We start from the raw sequence: 22,489 nt of genomic DNA, 5'->3' as shown, positions 1-22,489 counted from the left end.
TGCCCGCTCTGCTAGTTTTACCTACCAATCGGGCAAATGCGACATTTCACGCTACGTGACCTTCTCATTCTCCTTCAGATGGGTCGCCGAGAGCTCGACTGACTGTACGTTTCCGTTGGCTGCGGAGGCCCTGTGGCAACCTCACCGAACAGCGTCAAGCACCAGGCGGAGGAGGACCGAGGAGGCCTTGTTCGCCTGGCGGGCAAGCACCGCCAGGAGCCGGCACCCGCGTCCACCTCGGGGCCGGCCTACGACTACGAGCGTTACGCCAGGCTCGCCGGTCCGCTGACCGAACCCGATCCGGACGTTCCTTACCGGGTCCGTCACCGGCGGCTGCTGTCCCGTCGGCGGCACGGCGTCCGCGCGGTGGTGCTGTTGGTCGCGGCGCCGGTGTTCTCCCTGCTCCTGCTGGTGTGGTTGATGTTGCCCGGACACTGGGTGCACCGGGAGTACGCCCCGACCTGGATGGTCTGCTGCGACTACGTGATGCTCGTGTCGATCGGTCTGATCGAAACGTTTCGTCTCATCAATGTGATCTCCAACGCGCACGCCACCCTGATGGCCCGCGACCCCGTTCCCGTGGTCCCCAAGACCGGCACCAGAGTGGCCTTCCTCACCTCGTTCGTGCCCGGGAAGGAGCCCATCGAGATGCTCCGGGCCACCCTCGAGGGAGCGGTCAGGATCCGGCACCGCGGCCCGTTGGACGTCTGGCTGTTGGACGAGGGTGACGACCCGGAGGCCAAGAAGCTCTGCGCCAGGCTCGGGGTGCACCACTTCACCCGCAAGGGGGTGGCCAAGTGGAACCAGCCCGCGGGCCGGTTCCGCGCGCGGACCAAGCACGGCAACTACAACTCCTGGCTGGACGCGCACGGTGACGACTACGAGTTCATCGCCTGTGTGGACACCGACCACGTTCCACTGCCGGAGTACCTGGAGCGGATGCTGGGTTACTTCCGCGACCCGGACGTGGCCTTCGTGGTCGGGCCACAGGTGTACGGGAACTACGACCGGGCCGTCACCAAGGGCGCGGAGAGCCAGCAGTTCCTGTTCCACGGGCTGATCCAGCGGGCCGGCAACGCCTACGGCGGCGCGATGTTCGTCGGCACCAACAACTGCGTGCGGGTGCGCGCCCTGAAGGACGTGGGTGGCCTCTACGACTCCATCACCGAGGACATGGCCACGGGCATCGAGATCCACCGCCACCGCAACCCGGCCACCGGCCGCCACTGGCGCTCCGTCTACACCCCGGACGTCCTCGCCGTCGGGGAGGGCCCCTCGGCCTGGACCGACTTCTTCACCCAGCAACTGCGGTGGAGCCGGGGCACCTTCGAGACGTTGCTGTGGCAGTTCTGGCGCGCGGCCCTCACCCTGCCGCCCGGCAAGCTGCTCAACTACTCGCTGCTGGTCGTCTACTACCCGATGTCCGCCCTGAACTGGCTGCTCGGCGGCCTGTCCTGCGTGCTGTTCCTGGGTCTGGGCGCTTCCGGGGTGCACATCCCCTCGGAGATCTGGATGATGCTCTACGGCGACGCGGCGGCCCTCCAGATCGGGCTGTACATGTGGAACCGCAGGTACAACGTCAGCCCGCACGAACCCCAGGGCTCCACGGGAGCGGCCGGCATGGTGATGTCCGCCCTGTCCGCGCCGATCTACGCCAAGTCGTTGAGCGCCGCCCTGCTCCGCCGCCCCAGCCGCTTCGTGGTCACCCCCAAGGGGGACTCGGCCAGCCCGGACCGACTGTCCACGTTCCGGATCCACCTGTTCTGGACCGTGGTGTTCAGCTCCGCGATCACCGCCGCGTTCGTCCTCGACCACACCCACGCCGCCATGCTCACCTGGGCCGGACTCGCCCTGGTGATCACCCTCGTCCCGCTGTTCCTGTGGTGGGGCTCGCTGCTCGCCGACCGGCGCCGCGGCGACCGGTCCCCCGCCGCCCCGTCACTGATCCGCCAGGGAGAACGCATCCTTGAAGTACCGCCGCAGCCCAAGGTTCCGTAAGACCGCGCTCGGTGCCACCGCCCTGGCCGCGGTGGCCACCCTGAACGCCCCCGCGGCCGCCGACTTCCTCACCTACAGGTACCACGAGTACCGGATCGACCAGCCCGACTACCGAGCGGCCAAGGGCCACTGGGACGTGGTCGAGGTGCCGGAGAGGTACCGGTCCAACACCGTCCACGCCGCGCTGCTGCACACCGGGAAGGTGCTGCTCATCGCCGGCTCCGGCAGCCGCAGGGAACAGTTCGACGCGGGCGGGTTCACCACGCTGTTGTGGGACCCGTCGAACGACTCGTTCAGGTTCGTCCCCACCCCCCAGGACCTTTTCGGTTCCGGCCACGCCCAACTCCCCAACGGGAGGCTGCTGGTGGCCGGCGGCACCGCCCGCTACGAGGTCCCCGGCGGGGACGTCCGGCGCGCCGCCGGCCCCATGCTGGTGCGGAACGACGATCCGGACCGGGCCCGCACGTTCCGCAGGGGCACCGTCTTCGTCGGCGGGGACGGACGCCGCTACCGCTCGGTGCGCGCCTTCACCGTGCCCGCCGCGACCGAGCAGCACCGCCGGGGCCGGACGGCGGTGTCCCCCGGCGAGGGACGCACCTTCGTGGAGGCGGTGCGCGCGGGCCGGGGCCAGGCCGTCGGCGCGCCCGCCAGGTACCGCGTCGTCGGCCCCGGGGGCGGGGCCGACGGGAGCGTCGAGGGGCTCGGCGGGCGGATCACCATGGCCAAGCAGGAGTACCAGGGCCTCAGGTCGGCCTACGAGTTCGACCCGGTGGCCGAGCGGTACGTGCCGGTGCGCCCGATGTCCGAGGCCCGCTGGAACCCCACCCTGGTGCCGCTGCGCGACGGCCGGGTGCTCGCCACCTCGGGGCTCAACGACGCGGGCCAGCTCGTCGCCGGCCACAACGAGACCTACGACCCCGCCACCCGCCGGTGGTCGGCGGCTCCCGACCGGAGCTTCCCCACTTATCCGGCCCTCTTCCTCATCCGGGGCGGGAAACTGTTCTACTCCGGCGCCAACTCCGGTTACGGATCGACCACCGAGGGGCGCACCCCCGGGGTCTGGGACCTAAGGCACAACCGCTTCACGCCGGTGCCGGGCCTGGCCGCTCCCCGGCTCACCGAGACCTCCGCCTCGGTCCTGCTGCCCCCCGCTCAGGACCAGAAGGTGATGCTGCTCGGCGGCGGTGGCGTCGGGGAGTCCGACCGGGCCACCGCCCGGACCGCGGTGGCGGACCTGCGGGCCCGCCACCCCCGGTTCGTCGACGGGCCCGACCTGCCGCTGCCCGGGGTGCGCTACCTGTCGTCGGTGATCCTGCCGGACGACCGGGTACTGACCACCGGCGGCTCGGTGCGGTACCGCGGCCGGAACGGCTCCGACCTGCACAAGGCGCAGTTCTACGACCCCAGGACCAACACCTTCGTTCCCGCGGCCGACCCCACCGTGGGGCGGAACCACCACTCCGCGGCTCTCCTGCTGCCCGACGGACGGGTCGCCACGTTCGGCTCCGACCCCCTGTTCGGCGACAGTCGGAACAGTGAGCCGGGAACCTTCGAGCAGCGCATCGAGGTGTACTCCCCGCCCTACCTCCACCGTGACCGCCGCCCGGTGATCTCCGGGGGCCCGGAGCGGGTACGGCGTGGCGGCTCCGCGGAGTTCGGCGTCACCGGGACCCGCGGCCTGGACCGGTTCCGCCTGGTGCGGCCCTCCGCGGTGACCCACACCACCGACGTGGAGCAGCGCTCCGTCGAACTGGACTTCGTGCGGACCAGGAAGGGGGCCCGGGTGACCGTCCCCGCGGACCCCTCCCTGGTGCCCCGCGGCTGGTACATGCTGTTCGCCGTGGACAGGGCCGGGACACCCTCCGAGGCCGCCTGGATCCAGGTCACCTGACGCTCCTCCTCCGTCGCCGCCCGTCGCCCTCGAGCACCACCCGTGTCACCATCCCCCGGTCCAGGGGCCACCCGGTGCCGCCGCTCGGCACTCCCGTGTCTCCCGTTCCGCGGTAAAGGTCAGCAGATGTCACCTTTAGTGGTTATATAGGGTTTTTCTGGCCAGTGAGGAGAAAATCGGAGGAAACCGCACCGCGGAATCGCAGTCCGAGTGCCCCGCGGTGCCGCCCCTGCCGGTCGTCCGGCGGGGGCGGCTCCACCGTTCTCCAGGGAGCGTCCCATGGCCGTCCTTTGCCGTCCCGCCATCGCCGTGCCGGAACACACCATCACGATGGAGGAGACCCTGGACCTCGCCCGACGCCTGCACCCGGACCATCCCCAGCTCGAGTTGGTCCTCCGGCTGATCGGCAACACCGGGGTGCGCAAGCGCCACCTCATCCGACCCATCGCACAGACGTTGCGCCACCCCGGGTTCACCGCACGCAACGAGGTCTACCAGCGCGAGGCCAGAGCCAGGGTCCCCGAGGTGACCCGCTCCGCGTTGGCCAACGCGGAGCTGGAGCCCACCGACATCGACCTGATCGTCTACGTCTCCTGCACCGGCTTCACGATGCCGTCGCTGACCGCCTGGTTGATCAACACCATGGGCTTCCGCAGCGACACCCGCCAGATCCCCATCGCCCAGCTCGGCTGCGCCGCGGGAGGAGCGGCCATCAACCGGGCCCACGACTTCTGCACGGCCTACCCGCGGGCCAACGCGCTGATCGTCGCCTGCGAGTTCTGCTCCCTGTGCTACCAGCCGACCGACCTGGGCGTCGGCTCGCTCCTGTCCAACGGACTGTTCGGTGACGCCGTGGCCGCGGCGGTGGTCCGCGGCCACGGCGGGACCGGGGTCAGCCTGGAGCACAACGGCTCGTACCTGATCCCTGACACCGTGGACTGGATCTCCTACGCGGTCCGCGACACCGGCTTCCACTTCCTGCTGGACAAGCGCGTCCCGCGGACCATGGAGCCGTTGGCCCCGGTCCTGGCCGAGCTGGCCGGGCGACTCCACTGGGACGCCTCCACACTGGACTTCTACGTCATCCACGCCGGAGGACCGCGAATCCTGGACGACCTCAGCCGCTTCCTGGGGGTGTCACCCGAGATGTTCCGGCACAGCCGGGCCACGCTCACCGAGTACGGGAACATCGCCAGCGCCGTCGTCCTCGACGCCCTGGCCCGCTGCTGCGCCGAGGGGGGTCTGCGGCCCGGTGACCGCGGCATGATCGCCGGGTTCGGGCCCGGGATCACCGCGGAGATGTCCCTGGGGACCTGGGCCCACGACCAGCGGCCGGAGCCGGCCGCGGAACGAGTCCACCGCTCCTGCCGCTAGCGGCTGTCCGACACGTAGCGCCGTCCGGGCCTCCGGGCGCGTGGGCGTCCGGAGGCCGGTCCCTCGGGCGGGGCATTCGGCGCAGGGCCACGTTTCAACCGGCTGACCGCCGGTTATCCGCAAACGAGCCCGGAACGGAAGGGGGCGAACGATGGACTCTCGGCTCCTCACGTCGGCGGTCACCCTCCGGGTGAACGGCACCGTCCATCGGCTGACCCTGGACAACCGCAGCACCCTGCTCGACACGCTGCGCGAGGACCTGGACCTGACCGGCGCCAAGAAGGGCTGCGACCACGGCCAGTGCGGCTCCTGCACCGTGCTGGTGGACGGCCGGCGGGTGAACTGCTGCCTGCTGCTCACCGTGGCCTGCGACGGGTCGGAGATCACCACCGTGGAGGGGCTGTCCGACGGCTGGTCGCTGCACCCGGTGCAGGAGGCGTTCCTGGCACGGGACGCCTTCCAGTGCGGTTACTGCACCCCGGGGCAGGTCTGTTCGGCCGTGGGCGCGCTGCGGGAGATGGCCGAGGGCCGGCCCAGCGCGGTCACCGTGGGCACGGAACCACCCTCGGGTGCCGCGGAGATCCGGGAACGGATGAGTGGGAACCTGTGTCGCTGCGCCGCCTACCCGAACATCGTGCGGGCGGTGGGGGACGCCGCCGAGCGGGCCGCGGAGTGGTGGGAGCGGACGCCATGAGGACGCTGCGCTACCAGCGCCCCGAGGGGGTCGAGGCGGCGGTGTCCGCGGTCAACGCCACACCTGGGGCCCGTTATCTGGGTGGGGGCACCAATCTGGTGGACCTGATGAAGCTGGGAGTGGAGACCCCCGACCTGCTGGTGGACGTCAGCGGGCTGCCGCACCACGACATCGAGGAACTGCCCGGCGGCGGGGTGCGGATCGGCGCCGCCGTGCGCAACAGCGACCTGGCCGCCGACCCGCTGGTCCGCACCCGCTACCCGGTGGTGTCCCAGGCGCTCCTCGCCGGGGCCTCGGACCAGTTGCGCAACGTGGCCACCGTCGGCGGCAACCTACTCCAACGCACCCGCTGCCTGTACTTCCAGGACGCCGGCAAGCCGTGCAACAAGCGCGCCCCCGGCACCGGCTGCCCCGCGATCGAGGGGGTCCACCGCAACCTCGCGATCCTCGGCGCCTCCCCGCACTGCGTGGCGACCCACCCCTCCGACCTCGCCGTGGCCCTGGCCGCCCTGGACGCCCAGGTGCTGGTGGAGGGAGGGACGGGCCCGCGGGAGATCCCGCTGACCGAGTTGCACCGGCTCCCCGGCGACCGGCCGGAACGGGACACCGTGCTGGAACACGGTGACCTGATCACCCATGTGCGGCTCCCTGCGGCCCCCGAGGCGGTGAACTCCGCCTACCGCAAGGCCCGCGACCGGGCCTCGTTCGCGTTCGCCCTGTCCTCGGTGGGCGCGGCCCTCGAGGTGCGGGACGGGCTGGTGCACCGGGTGCGGCTGGCGCTCGGCGGGGTGGCGCCCAAGCCCTGGCGGGCCCGCGCCGCCGAGGAACGGCTGCGCGGGGCGCCGGCCACCCCCGAGGCGTTCACCCGGGCGGTGGAGGCCGAACTCTCCGTCGCCGAACCCCTGCGGGACAACGCGTTCAAGGTGCCGCTCACCCGGCACCTGGCCGTCCGGGTGCTGTGCGACCTCGCCGGTCGGGCCGGGGGCCCACGATGACCGGCACCACGTTCGGCGCCGTTCCCTGGGGTCCCCCGCTGGGCGAACCGGTCCCCCGGCTGGACGGCCGGGCCAAGGTGACCGGTTCGGCCAGGTACGCCGCCGATCACACCCCGGCGGGCTGCGCCCACGCGTGGCCGGTGCCGGCGCCCGTCGCCAAGGGGACGGTCACCGCGGTGCACCGCGCCGCGGCCATGGCCGAGCCCGGCGCCCTGTCCGTGCTCGCCCACGACGACGCCCCCCGCCTCGGCGACGCGGACGACCGCACCCTGGCCGTGCTGCAGTCACCCCGGATCGCCCACCGGGGCCAGGTGGTGGCGCTCGCCGTCGCCGAGACCCTGCCCGCCGCCCGGGCGATGGCCGCGGCGGTGCGGATCGAGTGCGCCCCCGTGCCGCCCGACCTGGAGCTGACCCCCGAACACCCCAGGCTGGTCACGCCCGAGGGGGCGGAAAGCGCCCAGGGGGACTTCCCCGCCGCCTTCCACGGCGCGCAGGTGCGGATCGACGCCGTCTACAGCATCCCCCCGCTGCACAACCACCCCATGGAGCCGCACGCCGCCACCGCGCAGTGGCTCGGCGGCCGGCTCGTCGTGTTCGACTCCAGCCAGGGCAGCAACGCGGTGCGGGACGCCCTGGCCGCCCTGTTCGAACTCGAGCCCGACCAGGTCAGCGTGGTTTCCGAGCACGTCGGCGGCGGCTTCGGCGCCAAGGGCACGCCGCGACCGCACGTGGTGCTGGCCGCGATGGCGGCCATGGCGGTCAACCGGCCGGTCAAACTCGCCCTGCCCAGGGGGCTGCTGCCCGCGTTGACCGGCTACCGCGCGAGCACCCTGCAGCGGGTCAGGCTAGGAGCCGACACCGAGGGCAGGGTCCGCGCCATCGCCCACGAGGTGGACACCTACACCTCCCCGCTGAGTCCCGACTGGCGGGAGAGGGCCACCCAGCCCACCCGTTCCCTCTACGCGGCCCCGCACCGGCTGACCCGGGAGCGGGTGGCGCCGCTCGACGTTCCCAGCCCGTCGTGGATGCGCGCCCCCGGGGAGTGCTCGGGGATGTTCGCGGTGGAGTCGGCGATGGACGAGCTGGCCGTGGCCTGCGCCATGGACCCGATCGAGCTGCGGGCGCGCAACGAGCCGGACGTGGACCCGCACACCGGCAGACCCTTCAGCAGCCGCCACCTGGTGGAGTGCCTCCGCGCGGGCGCCGACCGCTTCGGCTGGGCGGACCGCGACCCGGCCCCGGCGATGCGGCGGCAGGGCCGGTTGCTGATCGGCAGCGGGGTCGCCGCGAGCACCTACCCCGCGGAGGTCATCCCCTCCTCGGCCCGGGCGCACGCCAACCCGGGCGGCGGTTTCCTGGTCGAGATCAACGCCACCGACATCGGCACCGGGGCCAGGACCGTGCTCGCCCAGATCGCCGCGAGCACCCTGGGCATCGGGGTGGACGAGCTGGAGATCGACATCGGGCGCACCGACCTGCCCCGGGCCCCCCTGGCCGGCGGTTCGTGCGGCACCGCCTCCTGGGGCTGGGCCGTGCACAAGGCCTGCGGGGAGCTGAGCCGGCGGATCGACGAGCACCAGGGCGCGGTGCCCGCAGGGGGCCTGACGGTGACCGTGGACACCACCGAGGACCTGGCGACCGACGACCAGTACACCCGCCGTTCGTTCGGGGCGCAGTTCGCCGAGGTGGCCGTGGACGTGGACACCGGCGAGGCCCGGGTGCGCAGGCTGCTCGGCGTGTTCGCCGCCGGCCGCATCCTCAACCCCCGCACCGCCAGGTCCCAGCTCCTCGGCGGCATGATCATGGGCCTGTCCATGGCGCTGACCGAGACGAGCACGCTGGACCTGGCGTTCGGGGACCACCCCGAGCGGGACCTGGCCTCCTACCACGTGGCGAGCTGCGCCGACGTGCGGGAGATCGACGTGCACTGGCTCGCCGAGGAGGATTCCCGGCTCAATCCGATGGGCTCCAAGGGGATCGGCGAACTGGGCATCGTCGGCACCGCGGCGGCGGTGACCAACGCGATCCACCATGCCACCGGCGTCCGGGTCCGGGACCTCCCCGCGCAACCGGACGCGCTGCTCGAGGCCATGATCGCTCAGGGGCGGATCTGACGCTCGGGCCCCCGCCGCGGCGCACCCGCGGCAGGATGAGGGCCATGCCGCACCCATCGAGCGGGCTCAGCGATGCCCAGCGACGCGCCGTCCTCGCGGCGGACCCGGATACCGGCCGTCTGTCGGCCGCGGCCGTGACCTGCGCAGCCCTCCGTACCAGGGGGCTGGCGTACCGGCACGCGCGCAGCCCGGCGCACTACCTCACCGAGGCGGGACGAGCGCTGCGGAGCCGGCTGCTGGCTCCGGTGGAGGAGCCGGGAGCCGGGACACCCGCGGTGGCCGCCGACCCGTCCGGTTTCGCCGCGGCGACGGGCCAGGAGGGCGGCGTCCCCACCGGTCCCGGCCGGCAGCGGGAGGTCGCCGCCGCCTGGGCGGCGCTGCTCCAGATCCGTGGCCTGCTCCAGGGCGGCACCGACTGCCCGGCCGAGTGGGAACGGTCCCGTCCGGTGCACGCCGCGGCACTCGCCCTCGAGGCCGCGGGCCTGCCCCCCGCCCCGTCGGCCCGGGGCGGGGGCTACCGGGTGGCCGCGTCCCCGCAGCCGGACGCGGTCCGGGTGTCCTGGTCCGGCCCCGGGGACCGTCTCAACGACTGTGCCGCGGCGCTGTCCGCCCGCGGCTGGCAACCCACCCGCCACACGGACCGTTCCGGTGCCGCCTTCCTCCTGGTCAGCCCCCGCCGGCGGAGCCCGTCCCGCGGTCGCCGCTGAGCGCCGCGCCCCGGGGCCGTCACACGGGCGGCGGCCCCGACTCCTCGCCGCGCCGCGGGCTCCGGCGAGCGCGTGAGGTCATTTCCCGGAGAAGGAGTTGTGTCCGAAGTCACGTCGGCATTCCATCTCCCCTCGGATTTCACGCCGGCCGACTCCCTTGGCATCCCGTCAAATACCTGGTGGAACAGCGGGAATTCCGAGAGCGGCAACAACAAATGATCTCCGGACGCCGGAGGGATGCCGGCGGTTCCGTGACACAACTCACGCCGCATTCTTCGCTATGACTGATCTATTCGGACAAATCTCCAGGTGCATCAATGGGCTCACTCGCCTCGAAACGGATTTCACGCCAGAAGTCCTCCACACAGAGTCATCCGGCTTCACGGTGGGTGCAAGTCAATTGATCTAGGGAAATTCCGATGCTTGTCCGAGCCGGAACTTGTGTGCTTTCTTTTAGCCCGTCCCGCCGTCCCGACAGCGGCTGGACCCCGCCGGTCAGAACGCCGAGTCCTGTCCCTGGCCCGCCGGGAAACGACAACCACCAAGGGCAGGAGCGGGGGACCCAGGTAAGCGCCGTACCACTGCGCAGCAGTGACACGGCTTGGGGTGAAGCCGCGCATACGCGGCCGGGCAACTCCAGCCCGAACCCGACAGCTCACCTCGCAGGCGTGGGAGAGGAACAGCACACCTATGTCCGCAGGACGTCCTCGTCACGCTCGCAGGAGCATCTTCAACTCGTCCCGAGTGACCCTTGCCCTCACCGCGGGCGGTGTCGGCATCGCCCTGCCCCTGATCATGGCCACCACCGCCAACGCCGCCTCCACCGAGACCTGGGACCGGGTCGCCCAGTGTGAGAGCAGCGGCGACTGGAGCATCAACACCGGCAACGGCTTCTACGGCGGCCTCCAGTTCACCCAGAGCACCTGGAACGAGTTCGGCGGCGCCCAGTACGCCTCCCGTGCCGACCTGGCGACCAAGGAGCAGCAGATCGCCATCGCCGAGAAGGTGCTGGCGAGCCAGGGCCCCGGCGCCTGGCCCGTGTGTTCCATCAAGGCCGGCCTGACCCGCGGAAGCGCCGAGCCCACCAAGGCCCCCGCCGCCGCGCAGCCGACCGAGCAGAAGCAGGAGGCTCCCCAGGCCGAGGCCCCGCAGCCGCGGGCCGAGCGCTCCCAGGACCGCGCCGACCGGGGCGCCAGCTACACCGTGGTCGTCGGCGACACCCTGTCCGTGATCGCCCAGGACCAGTCCGTGGACGGCGGCTGGAACGCCCTGTACTCGGCCAACCGCCAGGTCGTCGGCGACGACCCCAACCTGATCTTCCCCGGCCAGAAGCTCTCCATCCCGGGCCAGGCCGAGGAGACCGCGTCCCGTTCTGCGGCCCCGCAGCAGCCGGCCGCCAAGCCGGCCGCCCAGCCGCAGTCCTCCGGCTACGTCGCCCCGATCAGCGCCCCGCTGGGCACCGCCTACGGCGTGGCCGGCTCCATGTGGTCCAGCGGCCACCACACCGGCGCGGACTTCTCCGCCGCGACCGGCACCCCGGTGAAGGCCATCACCTCCGGCACCGTGGTCAGCGCGGGCTGGGGCGGCGCGTACGGCAACGAGGTGGTCGTCCGCCACGCCGACGGCCGCTACAGCCAGTACGCCCACCTGTCGTCGCTGAGCGTGTCCTCCGGGCAGACGGTGTCCGCCGGCCAGCAGGTCGGCCTGTCCGGTGCGACCGGCAACGTCACCGGACCGCACCTGCACTTCGAGGTCCGTACCGGCCCCTCGTACGGCTCCGACATCAACCCGGTGGCCTACCTGCGGGCGCACGGCGTCGCCATCTGACCCCGTAGCACCGGCGCCAGCGGTCCACGGCGGCCTCGCGGACATCGTCCGCGGGGCCGCCGCGCCGTTCGCGCGGCGCGCGGCCGGACCGTCCCGGGAAAGGGAAAGGGCCCGGCCGGTGCGACGGGGGATGCACACCGGACGGGCCTGGTTCCTTTGTACCGTACCCGGTGCCCGTTCCGCAGCATCCGCAGGGAACAAATTCATCAACCGATGGGATTCCTCGGTTCACTCAAGCGGGACTCCAGGGCGTGCGTTCCTGCCGGTCCCCGCGCCACGCACGAGGGACGCGCCGTACCGGGGCCCCGCGGAACGGCGCTCCGGATCGCTGTCGGATCGCAACCCACCCGTGATCGACGCCTCCTGTCACCCGGACGAGCGACCTTCCCGCGCACACAGGCCGCGCCCCTGCCAAGAGACGAAGCCCGGCGACCGAAGAACGAGGGAGCAGGCTGAGGAACGAGGGAGCAGGCTGAGGAACGCAGGCAGGGGCACCCCAAGCGGCCGGAGGCGAGAGCGAACACAAGCGCTGTGTCCACCGCCCGTGACGCACGGCTGTCGCCGGCGGGGCCGGAGCCGACTCCCACCCCCGACCGGGGACGCCTGGTGACCAGGCCCAACGGAGACGAGGGCACCACACGAGTTTTCGGGCGGGGGTTAGCGGCAAGTCCAACGGTGTGGACACCACCACCGTCCGAAGCGTCGGAGTCGAGGAAGAACTGCTCCTCGTGGACCCCGCCACGGGCCATCCACGGGCGGTCGCCGGTGCGGTGCTCAGGTCCCCCGGGGACAACGACCCCCTGGTGGCGGAGCTCCAACGCGAGCAGCTCGAGACCGGTACCCGTCCGTGCCTGACCATGGACGAGCTGTCCGACGAGGTGCGTCGCTGGCGCCGGGAGGCGTCCGAACGGGCCAGGCAGGCCGATGTCGAGGTGGCGGCGCTGGCCACCTCGCCGCTGCCGGTGGACCCCTCGGTGAGCCCCATGGCCCGCTACCGCCGGATCTGTGAGGAGTACGGGCTCACCGCCCAGGAGCAGCTCACCTGCGGCTGCCACGTCCACGTGGGGGTCGAGTCGGACGAGGAGGGAGTCGCGGTGCTGGACCGGGTCCGGCCCTGGCTCGCCCCGCTGATCGCCCTCAGTGGGAACTCCCCGTTCTGGCAGGGGCGGGACACCGGGTACACCAGTTACCGGTCGCAGGTGTGGAGCCGCTGGCCGTCGTCCGGACCGGTCGAGCTCTTCGGCTCGGCCAAGCGCTACCACGCCGCGGTGCAGGCCATGGTGGACTCCGGAACGCTGCTGGACCGGGGCATGGTCTACTTCGACGCCCGGCTCTCCGCGAACTACCCGACGGTGGAGATCAGGGTGGCCGACGTGTGCCTGGACGCGGACGACACCGTGCTGATCGCCGCGCTGATCAGGGCCCTGGTGGAGACCGCGGCGCGGGAGTGGTTGCAGGGCGAGCCACCCGATCCGATGAGCGTGCCCCTGCTGCGGCTCGCCTCCTGGCGGGCCGGTCGCTCCGGCCTCGACGGGCAGCTCCTGCACCCGGTGGGGCACACCCCCGTCCCGGCGGAGCAGGTGCTGCGGACGCTGGTCGAGCACTGTGCCGCCGCGCTGATCTCAGCGGGTGACCTGGCCCTGGTCCAGGAGCGCGTCCATGCCGTGCTGCGCCGCGGGAACGGCGCCGCCGCGCAGCACGAGGCGTTGCGCGGTGGCGGTGGGCTGGCGGGGGTGGTGGCCACGGCGGTGGCCAGGACCGCCGCGTAGGCGACGGCTTCCGGTGCCGGCACGGCGGAACCGCCCGGGGACCGGGGCGCCCCGTCGGGCGGGGCCGGTCCGGCTCAGCTCCGTTTCACCCGCCCGCGGACCGCGAGCGCGGCCAGGCCGAGCAGCACTGGCCCGGTGAACCGGCAGGCCATCTCGATGTAGGTGCCGGCCGTCGTGAGGTTCTGCCCGCTGGAGCGGAAGACCACGGAGTTGAGCACCAGCCGCAGCGACTTCTCGGCCCGCTCCGGGGTGTAGCGCTGGCGGTGGCCCAGGGTGAGTTCCGGTTCCTGGCCGTCGATCACCAGACTGACCCGGTCGTCGCGGATCGGGCCCGTCGCCGTCTGGGTCGGGCTGGAGTCGGGGAGGCCGAGGCCCATCAGCAGCGTCATGAACAGCGCCGCGCAGGCCGCCAGCCACCCCAGGGCCCTGGAGGCACGCAGCCCGTAACCGGAGAGCGCCCAGTACAGGTGCAGCAGGACGCGTTCGCCCCACGGGTTGCCGGCGTGGTGTCGGCGCATCTCCATCTCGCCGTAGTAGAAGTCGGCGGCGCCCGGCTCGTCCTTCGCGTCCTCGAAGGCCTTGCGGAGCTGGCGGTAGAGCACGGCGAGGGTGGCCGGGCCCGCGGTGGCCGAGGCGTGCGGGCGACCGGGCCCCCTCGTCCAGCCCTCCCTGGCGTAGGGCCGGTGGACGGGCAGGGCCCGCCAGTGGTGCTCCTCGCCGAGCAGTTGCCGGTCCACCCAGGCGAAGGGGAACCGCCGGCGCGGGGGCCGGGCGAAGCCGCAGTGGCCTTCGAGGCGGATCTGGTCCAGGTGGTGCACCCCGCTGAACACGCAGGTGGTGAGGTCCACGTCGGCCAGTACCAGACAGGCGGCGTCGACCCGGCGCAGTGAGGTCACGCGGGGGCGCGGGCTGTCGCGGCCGAACGCCAGCAGCACCTCGCCGAACCGCGGCTCGGGGTCCGCGTCGCCCGCGACGGTCAGCAGCGACTCGATGGCCACCCCGGTCAGATCGACCTCGGCGTAGCGCACGTGGAGCACGGCCGGCGCGGCGAACCGGGTGCCGGCCAACGACACCCGCTGGGCGGCGAGCTCCGCCACCACCGGGGCACCGAACTCCGAGCCGTCCAGGTGGACGTCCAGCACACCGGTCAGCGGCCCCAGCCGTTGGACCTCGGGCAGGGACGCCTCGTCGAGGTGGAAGGGGCCCAGGCACCTGGCCCCGGCGAACCCCGCGTCACCGGCGAACGACGCCCGGGTGAAGGCGGCACCGTGCTGGAAGTCGGCCCGGTTGAACCAGGCGTCGGCGGTGAAGCACGCGTCCTGGAACCGTGCCTCGCCGTGGAACGTGGCCCCGGTGAACTCCGTGCGGTCGGTGAACCGCGCACCGCGGAACTCGGCCTCGGCACAGAACACCGCGTCCATGAACCGCGCGGTGTTGGCGAAACGGGCGCCCTCGAAGGTGGCGGCGCCGCGGAAGGCCACCCGCTCGAACGTCGCCCCCCACTGGAACTCCGCACGGTGGAACACCGCGTCGCCGGTGAACACCGCCTGGTCGAACCAGGCGCGGGCGGTGAAGACGGCCCCGTCGAACCTGGCGTCGCCGAACCGTGCGCAACCGGTGTCGTCCTGCACCGCCCCGAGGACCTCCCCCAGCAGCCCGGAGCCGAGGGTCACCCCCCGGTAGTCCACGTCCGCCCCCGGCTCAAGGGCCGCGAGGTGGGCGGCCCGCCCGTCCGGCGGAAGGTGGGCCAGGCAGCGGCCGGTGCCGGCGACGCGTATCCCCCGGCAGCCGACGGGGTCGGTGGAGGTGGTGCCCTCGCCGCAGTGCGACCAGTTCGGCGGCTGGTGATCAGTCACACCTCGTTGTGTAGCGCCGCCGGGTGCCACCTCGCAGCCCGTTCATCACATTTTCTCAGCCCGGAGCCGAACACGCTGCGCGCACGCATGCGCGCAGCCGCGGGTGAGGGGGAGCAGACGCGGCTGCGCGCTTCAGGCAAGCGTTCGGTAATACCGGGATGGGTGACGTGTGCTCAGGTCACCGCCCCTGGCAGTGGTGCGCCCACGACCAGTGTCGCCCCCGGCGGGCGCGGTGGCGCGACCGAGGAGAGAACCTACGTCGCATCCTGCGCACAACGGCGTATTCCCGGCGACTACGGTGGGTAGCGACCCTGCGTGCCGGGGGCGGCTACGGGTTCCGCGCCCGTGCGTGCCGGATCAGCCGAGGAGCTTGACCGCCTGGTAGTAGGTCCACGCCGTGCTGTCGCAGGCCGTCTTGGTCGCGCCGCTGTAGTTGTTGCAGACCCGCTTCAGGTCCTCGTAGAAGGCGGAGTCCAGACGTGACTTGTTGGCCGAGAAGGTCCCCATGGCCTTGTAGTTGCGGTACCCGAAGTCATGACGCGCACAGGCGTTCTTGAACGGGAAGCCCCAGGGGTTGTCCGGCGAGCTGCTGCAGTAGTCCGTGGACCAGTCGAAGGCGTAGGCCGACCAGGCCGACTGGTTCAGCCGCGCCGAGTACCAGGCGTTGTAGCTGCTGGCGCTGGTCTGGGTCCAACTGGCGAGGACCTGTGCCTTGTCCGCGGGCACGGCCTGGGCGGGGGTGCTGGCCAGGCCGACGCCGACGAGGGCCGCCACGGCGGTGGTGGCGAGGCTGGTGGTGAGCCGACGCATCCGTTCCTCCAGTTCTCCGAACGACCCTCTTGAGGTCGCGCGCACGGGCGAACAGCCCTCGCCGGGAGACGGGGGCGGAACAACGTGTCGGATGATGCGACTACCATCTTGATTCTGACTTGTACTTGTCAAAAGCGCCGGACGATCGACTTCCGTTCCTCCGGATTGCACCCCGTTTGCCCAACCGGACCGCGGGCCCACGAGGGCCAACCGCACGGCGGTCGGCGTTCCGACGTTCCAGCGGTGAGGGCAGAACGAGGGAGGGCCACGGCGCACGGGGAGACTCTGACGGTGCGGCCCGGGGCGGGCGCCGGCGGGAACCACCTGACACACCGCTCTCGAGCCGAGAGCTATCACCGCTGGATGACCGTCCCCTACCTTCCGCGCATGTCCGCTACAGACGCGGCGCCCAACGGCCCGCTGAGCACGCGCGTCCGTGTCGGCTACGGACTCGGGTCCTTCGCCACCGGCACCTTCAACACCGTGCCGGGACTGCTGCTCCTCTACTACCTCACCGACGTCCTCGGCGTAGCCGCGGGTCTCGCGGGGTTCCTGGTCTTCCTGCCCAAGGCGTGGGACGTGCTGCTCAACCCCTGGGTGGGCAGCCGTTCGGACCGCACGGCGCACCGGTGGGGTCCGCGTCGGCCGTGGATGGTCGGTGGTGCCGTCGCCCTGCCGCTGGGCTTCGCGGCGATGTTCGCCGGCCCGCCCCTGGGCCTGGGGTGGGCCACCGCCTACGTCGCCGTGCTGTTCCTGCTGACCGCGACGGGGTTCGCGTGCTTCCAGGTCCCGTTCGTCGCCCTGCCCGCCGAGCTGACCGCGGACCCCGACGAGCGGGCCCGCCTGATGTCCTGGCGGGTGGCCTTCCTCGGCGGCGCCATCCTGCTGTCCGGGTCCGTCGCCCCGGTGCTCGCCGGCTCCTCGGGGGACGACCACGGCACGCTCGCCGGCTACCGGCTGATGGGCGTGGTCATCGGGGCGCTGGTCTGTGCGGGCGCCTTCGGTTCCATCCTGGCCACCGCCGGCGCCCCCAGCGCCCTGCCGGCCACGGTCAGCGAGCCCTCCCTCCCGGCGCAGTTGCGGGCCGCCCGGGGGAACCGCCCGTTCGTCTGGCTGCTGACGGTGTACGTGGTGCAGTCCGCCGCGGCGGGGCTGATGCTCGCCGGCGCCCAGTACTTCGCCACCTACGTCCTGGACGAACCCGACGCCGTCACGGCGCTGTTCGCCTGCCTGATCGTCCCGTCCCTGCTGGCCATGCCGCTCTGGCTGGCCGCGGGTCGGCGGGTGGGCAAGCGCAACGCCGCCTTCGCCGCGTCCGGCTGCTTCCTGGCGGGGGCGGCGGTCGCCGCCCTGTGCCGGCAGCTCCCGGAGGCGGCGGCGTTCGCCGCCGTGGGCCTCGCCGGCATCGGCTACGCGGGGATGCAGATGCTGCAACTGTCCATGCTGGGCGACGCCATCGCCGCGGACACGTTCACCAGCGGACGGCGCAGGGCCGGGGTGTTCACCGGGCTCTGGACCGCGGGCGAGACCATGGGGCTGGCCCTGGGGCCGGCCCTGTTCGGCCTCGTCCTCGCGGTCAGTGGGTTCGTCTCCTCCGACGCGGAGCACCGGGTGTCCCAGCCGGACTCCGCGCTGACCGGCGTGGTGATCGGCTTCGGCGCGCTGCCCGCGCTGCTGATGCTGATCAGCCTCCCGCTGCTGACCAGGTACGACCTGTCAGAGGACCGGCTCAGGGCGCTGGCCGGCGCGGCCCGGACCGGCTCCGAACGCCGCGCGGCCGAACGCCCCGCCGCCACCCTCCCCGACGCCGGGTGAAAGACGCGCGGAGCGGCGGCCAGGGGTGCACGAGCACGCCCGATCAGTGACCCCGGTCGATCCACTCCTCCAGATGGGGCGCCTCGGCTCCGACGGTGGTGCTGTCCCCGTGCCCGGTGCGCACCACGGTGGACGCGGGCAGGGTCAGCAGCCTTTCCCGGATCGAGTCGATGATGGTCGGGAAGTCCGAGAACGAACGGCCGGTGGCCCCGGGGCCGCCCTGGAAGAGCGTGTCACCGGTGAGGACCGTCCCCAGCGACGGCGCGTACAGGCAGATCCCGCCGGGGGTGTGGCCGGGCGTGTGGATCACGCTCAGCTCGGTCCCGGCGACGGTGAGGCGCTGCCCGTCGGTCAGGGTGCCGTCCGGCTCGACGTCCGGGTGCGCCATGCGCCACAGCGGCAGGTCCTCGGCGTGCAACAGGACCGGCGCCCCGGTCAGCCGGGCCAGCGCGGGAGCGGCGTCGACGTGGTCGTTGTGGGCGTGGGTGCACACGATCGCGGTCACCCGTCGGCCGCCGACCGCGGCGGCGATGGCGTCGGCGTCGTGGGCGGCGTCCACGACCAGCACCTCCGCGTCGTCGCCGAGCAGCCAGACGTTGTTGTCCACCTCCCACACCCCGCCGTCCAGGGCGAACGTGCCGGAGGTGACCAGGTGCTCGACGCGGGCGGTCACAGCACCACCACCGAGCGCAGCACGTCGCCCCGGTGCATCCGGGCGAACGCGTCCTCGACGCCGTCCAGGGCGATGGTCTCGCTGACGAAGGCGTCGAGGTCGAGCCGGCCCTGCAGGTACAGGTCGATGAGCATGGGGAAGTCCCGGGACGGAAGGCAGTCGCCGTACCACGACGACTTCAGCGCACCACCGCGGCCGAACACGTCGATCAGCGGCAGCTCCAGCGTCATCTCCGGGGTGGGCACACCGACGAGCACCACGGTGCCGGCCAGGTCGCGCGCGTAGAACGCCTGGCGGTAGGTCTCCGGCCGGCCCACCGCGTCGATCACCACGTCCGCCCCGAAGCCCCCGGTCAGGTCGCGGATCGCCTCGACGGCGTCCGCGGTGCGGGAGTTGACCGTGTGCGTGGCGCCGAGCTTCTCCGCCGAGGTGAGCTTGCGGTCGTCGATGTCCACGGCGATGATCCGGGCGGCACCCGCGAGCCGGGCCCCCGCCACGGCGGCGGCGCCCACGCCACCGCAGCCGATCACCGCGACCGTGTCACCCCGGCCCACCGCGCCGGTGTTGATGGCGGCGCCGAGGCCCGCCATCACCCCGCAGCCGAGCAGCCCGGCCGCCGCGGGCGCCGCCGCGGGGTCCACCTTGGTGCACTGCCCCGCCGCCACCAGCGTCTTGTCCGCGAACGCGCCGATCCCCAGGGCCGGCGAGAGCTCGGTGCCGTCAGCCAGGGTCATCTTCTGGGTGGCGTTGTGCGTGGCGAAGCAGTACCAGGGTCGACCCCGGCGGCAGGCCCGGCACTGGCCGCACACGGCCCGCCAGTTCAGGATCACGTAGTCCCCGGGCACGAGGTCGGTCACACCCTCCCCGACCTGCTCCACCGTGCCCGCCGCCTCGTGGCCGAGCAGGAACGGGAAGTCGTCGTTGATGCCGCCCTCGCGGTAGTGCAGGTCGGTGTGGCACACCCCGCACGCGGCGACGCTGACCACGGCCTCGCCCGGCCCCGGGTCCGGGACCAGGATCGTCTCGAGCCGTACCGGCTCCCCCTTCGCGCGGGCGACGACGCCCCTGACCTCGTGCGGCATGTTGGCCCCTTCGACTCTGCCCCGCCCGTTGTCGGCGGGCGGCCCTGCTGGCGGTGGTCGCCCCAGCTCAGCGATCAGCCTAGCCACCGGTGTGGCCAGGCACTACGGCGCCGTCGGGGCCCGGCGGGTATCGTCACCGTCCGCCGGCCTGGCAACCGCACCAGCCGGTGAGGCCAACCCGTCCCGGAGCCGCCCGGCAACCCCGGGCCCCGGCCTACCGCACTGACTGGAGACCCGACACCCATGCCCGCGACCTGGCTAGAAGACCTCCCCGAGGACTCCCCGTTCGGCCCGGACAACCTGCCGTACGGCTGCTTCACCACCGACGACGCACCGACGAGCCCGCGCGTCGGCATCCGGATCGGGGACCGGGTGCTGGACGCCGCGGCGTGCGCCCGTGCGGTGGGCGACCCCCACGTCGAGCTGCTGGACCACCCCACCCTGAACCCGCTGCTCGCCGCGGGGCCCGCGGCCTGGCGGGCGGTGCGCGCGGCCGTCACCACATGGGTCACCGACCCGGGGCTGCGTCCGGTGGTGCAGCCCTGCCTGGTGCCGCTGGACCGGGTACGCCTGCACCTGCCGTTCGAGGTGGCCGACTACGTGGACTTCTACTCCAGCGAGCACCACGCCACCAACGTGGGCCGGATGTTCCGTCCGGACAGCGACCCGCTGCCGGCGAACTGGAAGCACCTGCCGATCGGCTACCACGGCCGGGCCGGGACCGTGGTGGTCTCCGGCACGCCGGTGGTCCGCCCGATGGGACAGCGACGGGCGCCGGGCAGCGCGGGGCCGTCCTACGGCGCCTGCCTGCGCCTGGACTTCGAGGCGGAGGTGGGTTTCGTGGTGGGAACTCCCACCGCGCTGGGCGAGCGGGTGCCGCTGTCCGCCCTCGCCGAGCACGTCTTCGGGGTGTGCCTGGTCAACGACTGGTCGGCGCGGGACATCCAGTCGTGGGAGTACGTCCCCCTGGGCCCGTTCCTGGGCAAGTCCTTCGCCACCTCCGTCTCCCCGTGGATCGTGCCGCTGGACGCGCTCCAGGCCGCCCGCACCGCTCCCCCGGCGCGGGACGTGGAGCTGCTGCCCTACCTGGACGACTCCGGGGAACAGCCGTGGGGCCTCGACCTGCGGCTCACCGTCAGCCTCAACGGCCACCCGATCTCCCGTCCCAGGTTCGCCGACATGTACTACACCCCGGCGCAGCAGCTCACCCACATGACGGTCAACGGCGCCCGGCTGCGCACCGGGGACCTGTTCGCCTCCGGGACGGTCAGCGGCCCCGATCGGGAGCAGCGCGGCTCCATGCTGGAGCTGTCCTGGTCGGGGCGGGAGCCGCTGGTCCTGCCGGACGGGACGGAACGGGCCTTCCTCGAGGACGGTGACGAGCTGACGGTCACCGCCTGGGCCCCGGGACCCGGCTCGAGCAGGATCGGATTCGGCGAGGTCACCGGCCGGGTGTTGCCCGCCAGGGACTGATCGCGTCCGCCACACCGGTGGCCCGCACGCGTCGCCCCGGCCGGCGGAAGCCCACCGTCCGGTACGCCCCGCCCCCCTCCGCCCGCCCGGCAGGCCCGGGCGGGGCGGCCCTAACCGGTCGTGCCGGCCCAGGGGTGCCACGTGTGCACCCCGCCGGGGCGTCCCGCTGGTGTGCCACTCTTGATCCGCTCATCGGGCACTCGAGCACACACATGGGGGAGCAGTGGTACAGCGGTCGATACCGGAACACCTCTTCGACGACTACGCCGACATCCTGGCCCAGGTGTCGATCACCGGTCGTCGACTGACCCGGGACGAGCTCCAGGCCCGACGCGCCTTCGGGGAGCGGGCGGCCGGGGAGGGCTACGGACTGCGTCAGCTCGTCGGCCGGCACCTGGCCAGGACCCGCGCGGTGTGGCCCGAGCTCCCCGGAGCGGTCGGCGCGTCCGGGTCCCGGGAACTGCGCCAGGTGGCGCAGAGCGTGTTGGCGGCGGCGGAGCAGGCCATCGACGCGATGGCCGAGGGCTACGAGCGGGCCCAGCTCCTCGCGGTGCGCCAGGAGGAGGCCGCGCGCCGGGAGTTCGTCGACGACCTGCTGTACGGCCGCAGCGACCTGGGCCGGCTCTCCGCCCGCGCCGAGCGCTTCGGTCTGCGCCTGGCGCACTCCCACGTCGTCGTGGTGGCTCGCGGCGCCGAGGTCTTCGACGACACCCATCCGGTGACCCGGAGCGTCGAGGACGCGGTGAACAGCCGGTTCGGGGAACGGCGGGTGCTGCTGACCACCAAGGACGGTCTCCTGGTGTGCATCGCGCCCGGCACCCACGACGAGGTGGTCGAGTACTTCGCCGCCCAGGCCAGGGCCGCGCTCGGCGGGGGCAGCGCCAACCGGGTGGCGGTGGGGCGGCCACACACCGGCCCGGGAGGGGTGGTGCAGTCGTACGAGGAGGCGCTGAGCGCCCTCGAGCTCGGCGACCGGATGCTGTTGGAGACGCCGGTGCTGCGCGCCGCGGAGCTGCTGGTGTTCCCCGTGCTCACCCGGGACCGGGAGGCGATGGCCGACCTGGTCCGCACCGTGCTCGGTCCGCTCCAGGGGGCCCGGGGCGGGGCCGAGCCCCTACTGGAGACCCTGGACGTGTACTTCGGCGCCGGCTGTGTCTCCGCCGAGGCGGCGCGTCGGCTCTCGTTGAGCGTGCGCGCGCTGACCTACCGTCTGGCCAGGATCCACCGGCTCACCGGCTCCAACCCGGCCGATCCACTGCACCGCTACACCCTGCAGACGGCGGTGATCGGCGCGCGGCTGCTGGACTGGCCGGCCAGGTCGGTCTAGCGACGCGGGCCGGCCGCACGGGTGGGTCGAAAGGGTGGGCCTGGTGGCCGAAGCGGAGTTTGTCCCGGGGATCGACGGGTAACC

General features: G+C 72.7%; 16 protein-coding genes and 1 riboswitch. Of the genes, 12 read left to right on the top strand and 4 right to left on the bottom strand.

Annotation, left to right across the window (positions count from 1 at the left end):
* Positions 1-132: 132 nt before the first annotated feature.
* From A3IG_RS0127690 to A3IG_RS0127645, 9 genes are all read left to right on the top strand, one after another.
* The gene (locus tag A3IG_RS0127690; protein WP_018386841.1) at positions 133-1,998 is read left to right on the top strand and encodes a glycosyltransferase family 2 protein; all 1,866 of its coding nucleotides are present in this window, start codon (positions 133-135) and stop codon (positions 1,996-1,998) included.
* A complete protein-coding gene (glxA, locus tag A3IG_RS0127685; protein WP_018386840.1) occupies positions 1,967-3,889 on the top strand; it encodes a radical copper oxidase GlxA in 1,923 nt (640 codons plus the stop codon). The genes A3IG_RS0127690 and glxA overlap by 32 nt, the downstream gene beginning before the upstream one ends.
* A 279-nt stretch (positions 3,890-4,168) precedes the next feature.
* Entirely contained in the window at positions 4,169-5,263 is a 1,095-nt protein-coding gene (locus A3IG_RS0127680; protein WP_018386839.1) for a type III polyketide synthase, read from the top strand.
* 151 nt (positions 5,264-5,414) lie between these two features.
* A complete protein-coding gene (locus A3IG_RS0127670) occupies positions 5,415-5,957 on the top strand; it encodes a (2Fe-2S)-binding protein (RefSeq protein ID WP_018386838.1) in 543 nt (180 codons plus the stop codon).
* Positions 5,954-6,952 carry an FAD binding domain-containing protein gene (locus A3IG_RS0127665; protein WP_026220739.1) on the top strand — a complete coding sequence of 333 codons (999 nt, stop codon included), beginning with the start codon at positions 5,954-5,956 and terminating at the stop codon, positions 6,950-6,952. The genes A3IG_RS0127670 and A3IG_RS0127665 overlap by 4 nt, the downstream gene beginning before the upstream one ends.
* Positions 6,949-9,066, top strand: coding sequence for a xanthine dehydrogenase family protein molybdopterin-binding subunit (locus A3IG_RS0127660; RefSeq protein ID WP_051087664.1), 2,118 nt, complete (start codon positions 6,949-6,951; stop codon positions 9,064-9,066). The genes A3IG_RS0127665 and A3IG_RS0127660 overlap by 4 nt, the downstream gene beginning before the upstream one ends.
* A gap of 44 nt (positions 9,067-9,110) precedes the next feature.
* Positions 9,111-9,773, top strand: coding sequence for a hypothetical protein (locus tag A3IG_RS0127655; RefSeq protein WP_018386835.1), 663 nt, complete (start codon positions 9,111-9,113; stop codon positions 9,771-9,773).
* Positions 9,774-10,302: 529 nt separating this feature from the next.
* Positions 10,303-10,455, top strand: a riboswitch (cyclic di-AMP (ydaO/yuaA leader).
* 8 nt (positions 10,456-10,463) lie between these two features.
* Positions 10,464-11,600 (top strand): transglycosylase family protein, encoded by a 1,137-nt coding sequence (locus A3IG_RS0127650; protein WP_026220737.1) that lies wholly within the window; start codon positions 10,464-10,466, stop codon positions 11,598-11,600.
* Between the two features lie 677 nt (positions 11,601-12,277).
* Positions 12,278-13,369, top strand: coding sequence for a glutamate--cysteine ligase (locus tag A3IG_RS0127645; RefSeq protein ID WP_018386833.1), 1,092 nt, complete (start codon positions 12,278-12,280; stop codon positions 13,367-13,369).
* A 74-nt stretch (positions 13,370-13,443) separates the two neighbouring features.
* Here the strand turns inward: A3IG_RS0127645 and A3IG_RS35805 are convergent, their stop codons facing one another.
* Together A3IG_RS35805 and A3IG_RS0127635 are read right to left on the bottom strand one after the other, a co-directional pair.
* On the bottom strand, positions 13,444-15,225 hold the full coding sequence (locus tag A3IG_RS35805; protein WP_018386832.1) for a pentapeptide repeat-containing protein: 1,782 nt from the start codon (positions 15,223-15,225) through the stop codon (positions 13,444-13,446).
* 357 nt (positions 15,226-15,582) lie between these two features.
* A complete protein-coding gene (locus tag A3IG_RS0127635; RefSeq protein WP_018386831.1) occupies positions 15,583-16,035 on the bottom strand; it encodes a phospholipase in 453 nt (150 codons plus the stop codon).
* 387 nt (positions 16,036-16,422) lie between these two features.
* On the opposite strand from A3IG_RS0127635, the gene A3IG_RS0127630 reads away from it, so the two are divergent.
* Positions 16,423-17,850, top strand: a complete 1,428-nt coding sequence (locus tag A3IG_RS0127630) for an MFS transporter (RefSeq protein ID WP_018386830.1) — start codon at positions 16,423-16,425, stop codon at positions 17,848-17,850.
* Between the two features lie 43 nt (positions 17,851-17,893).
* Here A3IG_RS0127630 and A3IG_RS0127625 read toward each other — a convergent pair whose 3' ends face one another.
* Positions 17,894-18,523 carry an MBL fold metallo-hydrolase gene (locus A3IG_RS0127625; protein WP_018386829.1) on the bottom strand — a complete coding sequence of 210 codons (630 nt, stop codon included), beginning with the start codon at positions 18,521-18,523 and terminating at the stop codon, positions 17,894-17,896.
* A complete protein-coding gene (locus A3IG_RS0127620) occupies positions 18,520-19,605 on the bottom strand; it encodes an S-(hydroxymethyl)mycothiol dehydrogenase (RefSeq protein ID WP_018386828.1) in 1,086 nt (361 codons plus the stop codon). The genes A3IG_RS0127625 and A3IG_RS0127620 overlap by 4 nt, the downstream gene beginning before the upstream one ends.
* A 243-nt stretch (positions 19,606-19,848) precedes the next feature.
* Between A3IG_RS0127620 and fahA the strand changes: the two genes are divergently transcribed.
* Both fahA and A3IG_RS0127610 read left to right on the top strand, forming a co-directional pair.
* Positions 19,849-21,078 (top strand): fumarylacetoacetase, encoded by a 1,230-nt coding sequence (fahA, locus tag A3IG_RS0127615; protein WP_018386827.1) that lies wholly within the window; start codon positions 19,849-19,851, stop codon positions 21,076-21,078.
* A gap of 223 nt (positions 21,079-21,301) precedes the next feature.
* Positions 21,302-22,405 (top strand): PucR family transcriptional regulator, encoded by a 1,104-nt coding sequence (locus tag A3IG_RS0127610; RefSeq protein WP_018386826.1) that lies wholly within the window; start codon positions 21,302-21,304, stop codon positions 22,403-22,405.
* The last annotated feature ends 84 nt before the right edge of the window (positions 22,406-22,489 follow it).

It is taken from the genome of Wenjunlia vitaminophila DSM 41686, assembly GCF_000380165.1.
Taxonomy (GTDB): domain Bacteria; phylum Actinomycetota; class Actinomycetes; order Streptomycetales; family Streptomycetaceae; genus Wenjunlia; species Wenjunlia vitaminophila.
The sequence above is the reverse complement of the archived record's forward strand: the minus strand, read 5'-3'. Positions and strand labels throughout refer to the sequence as shown.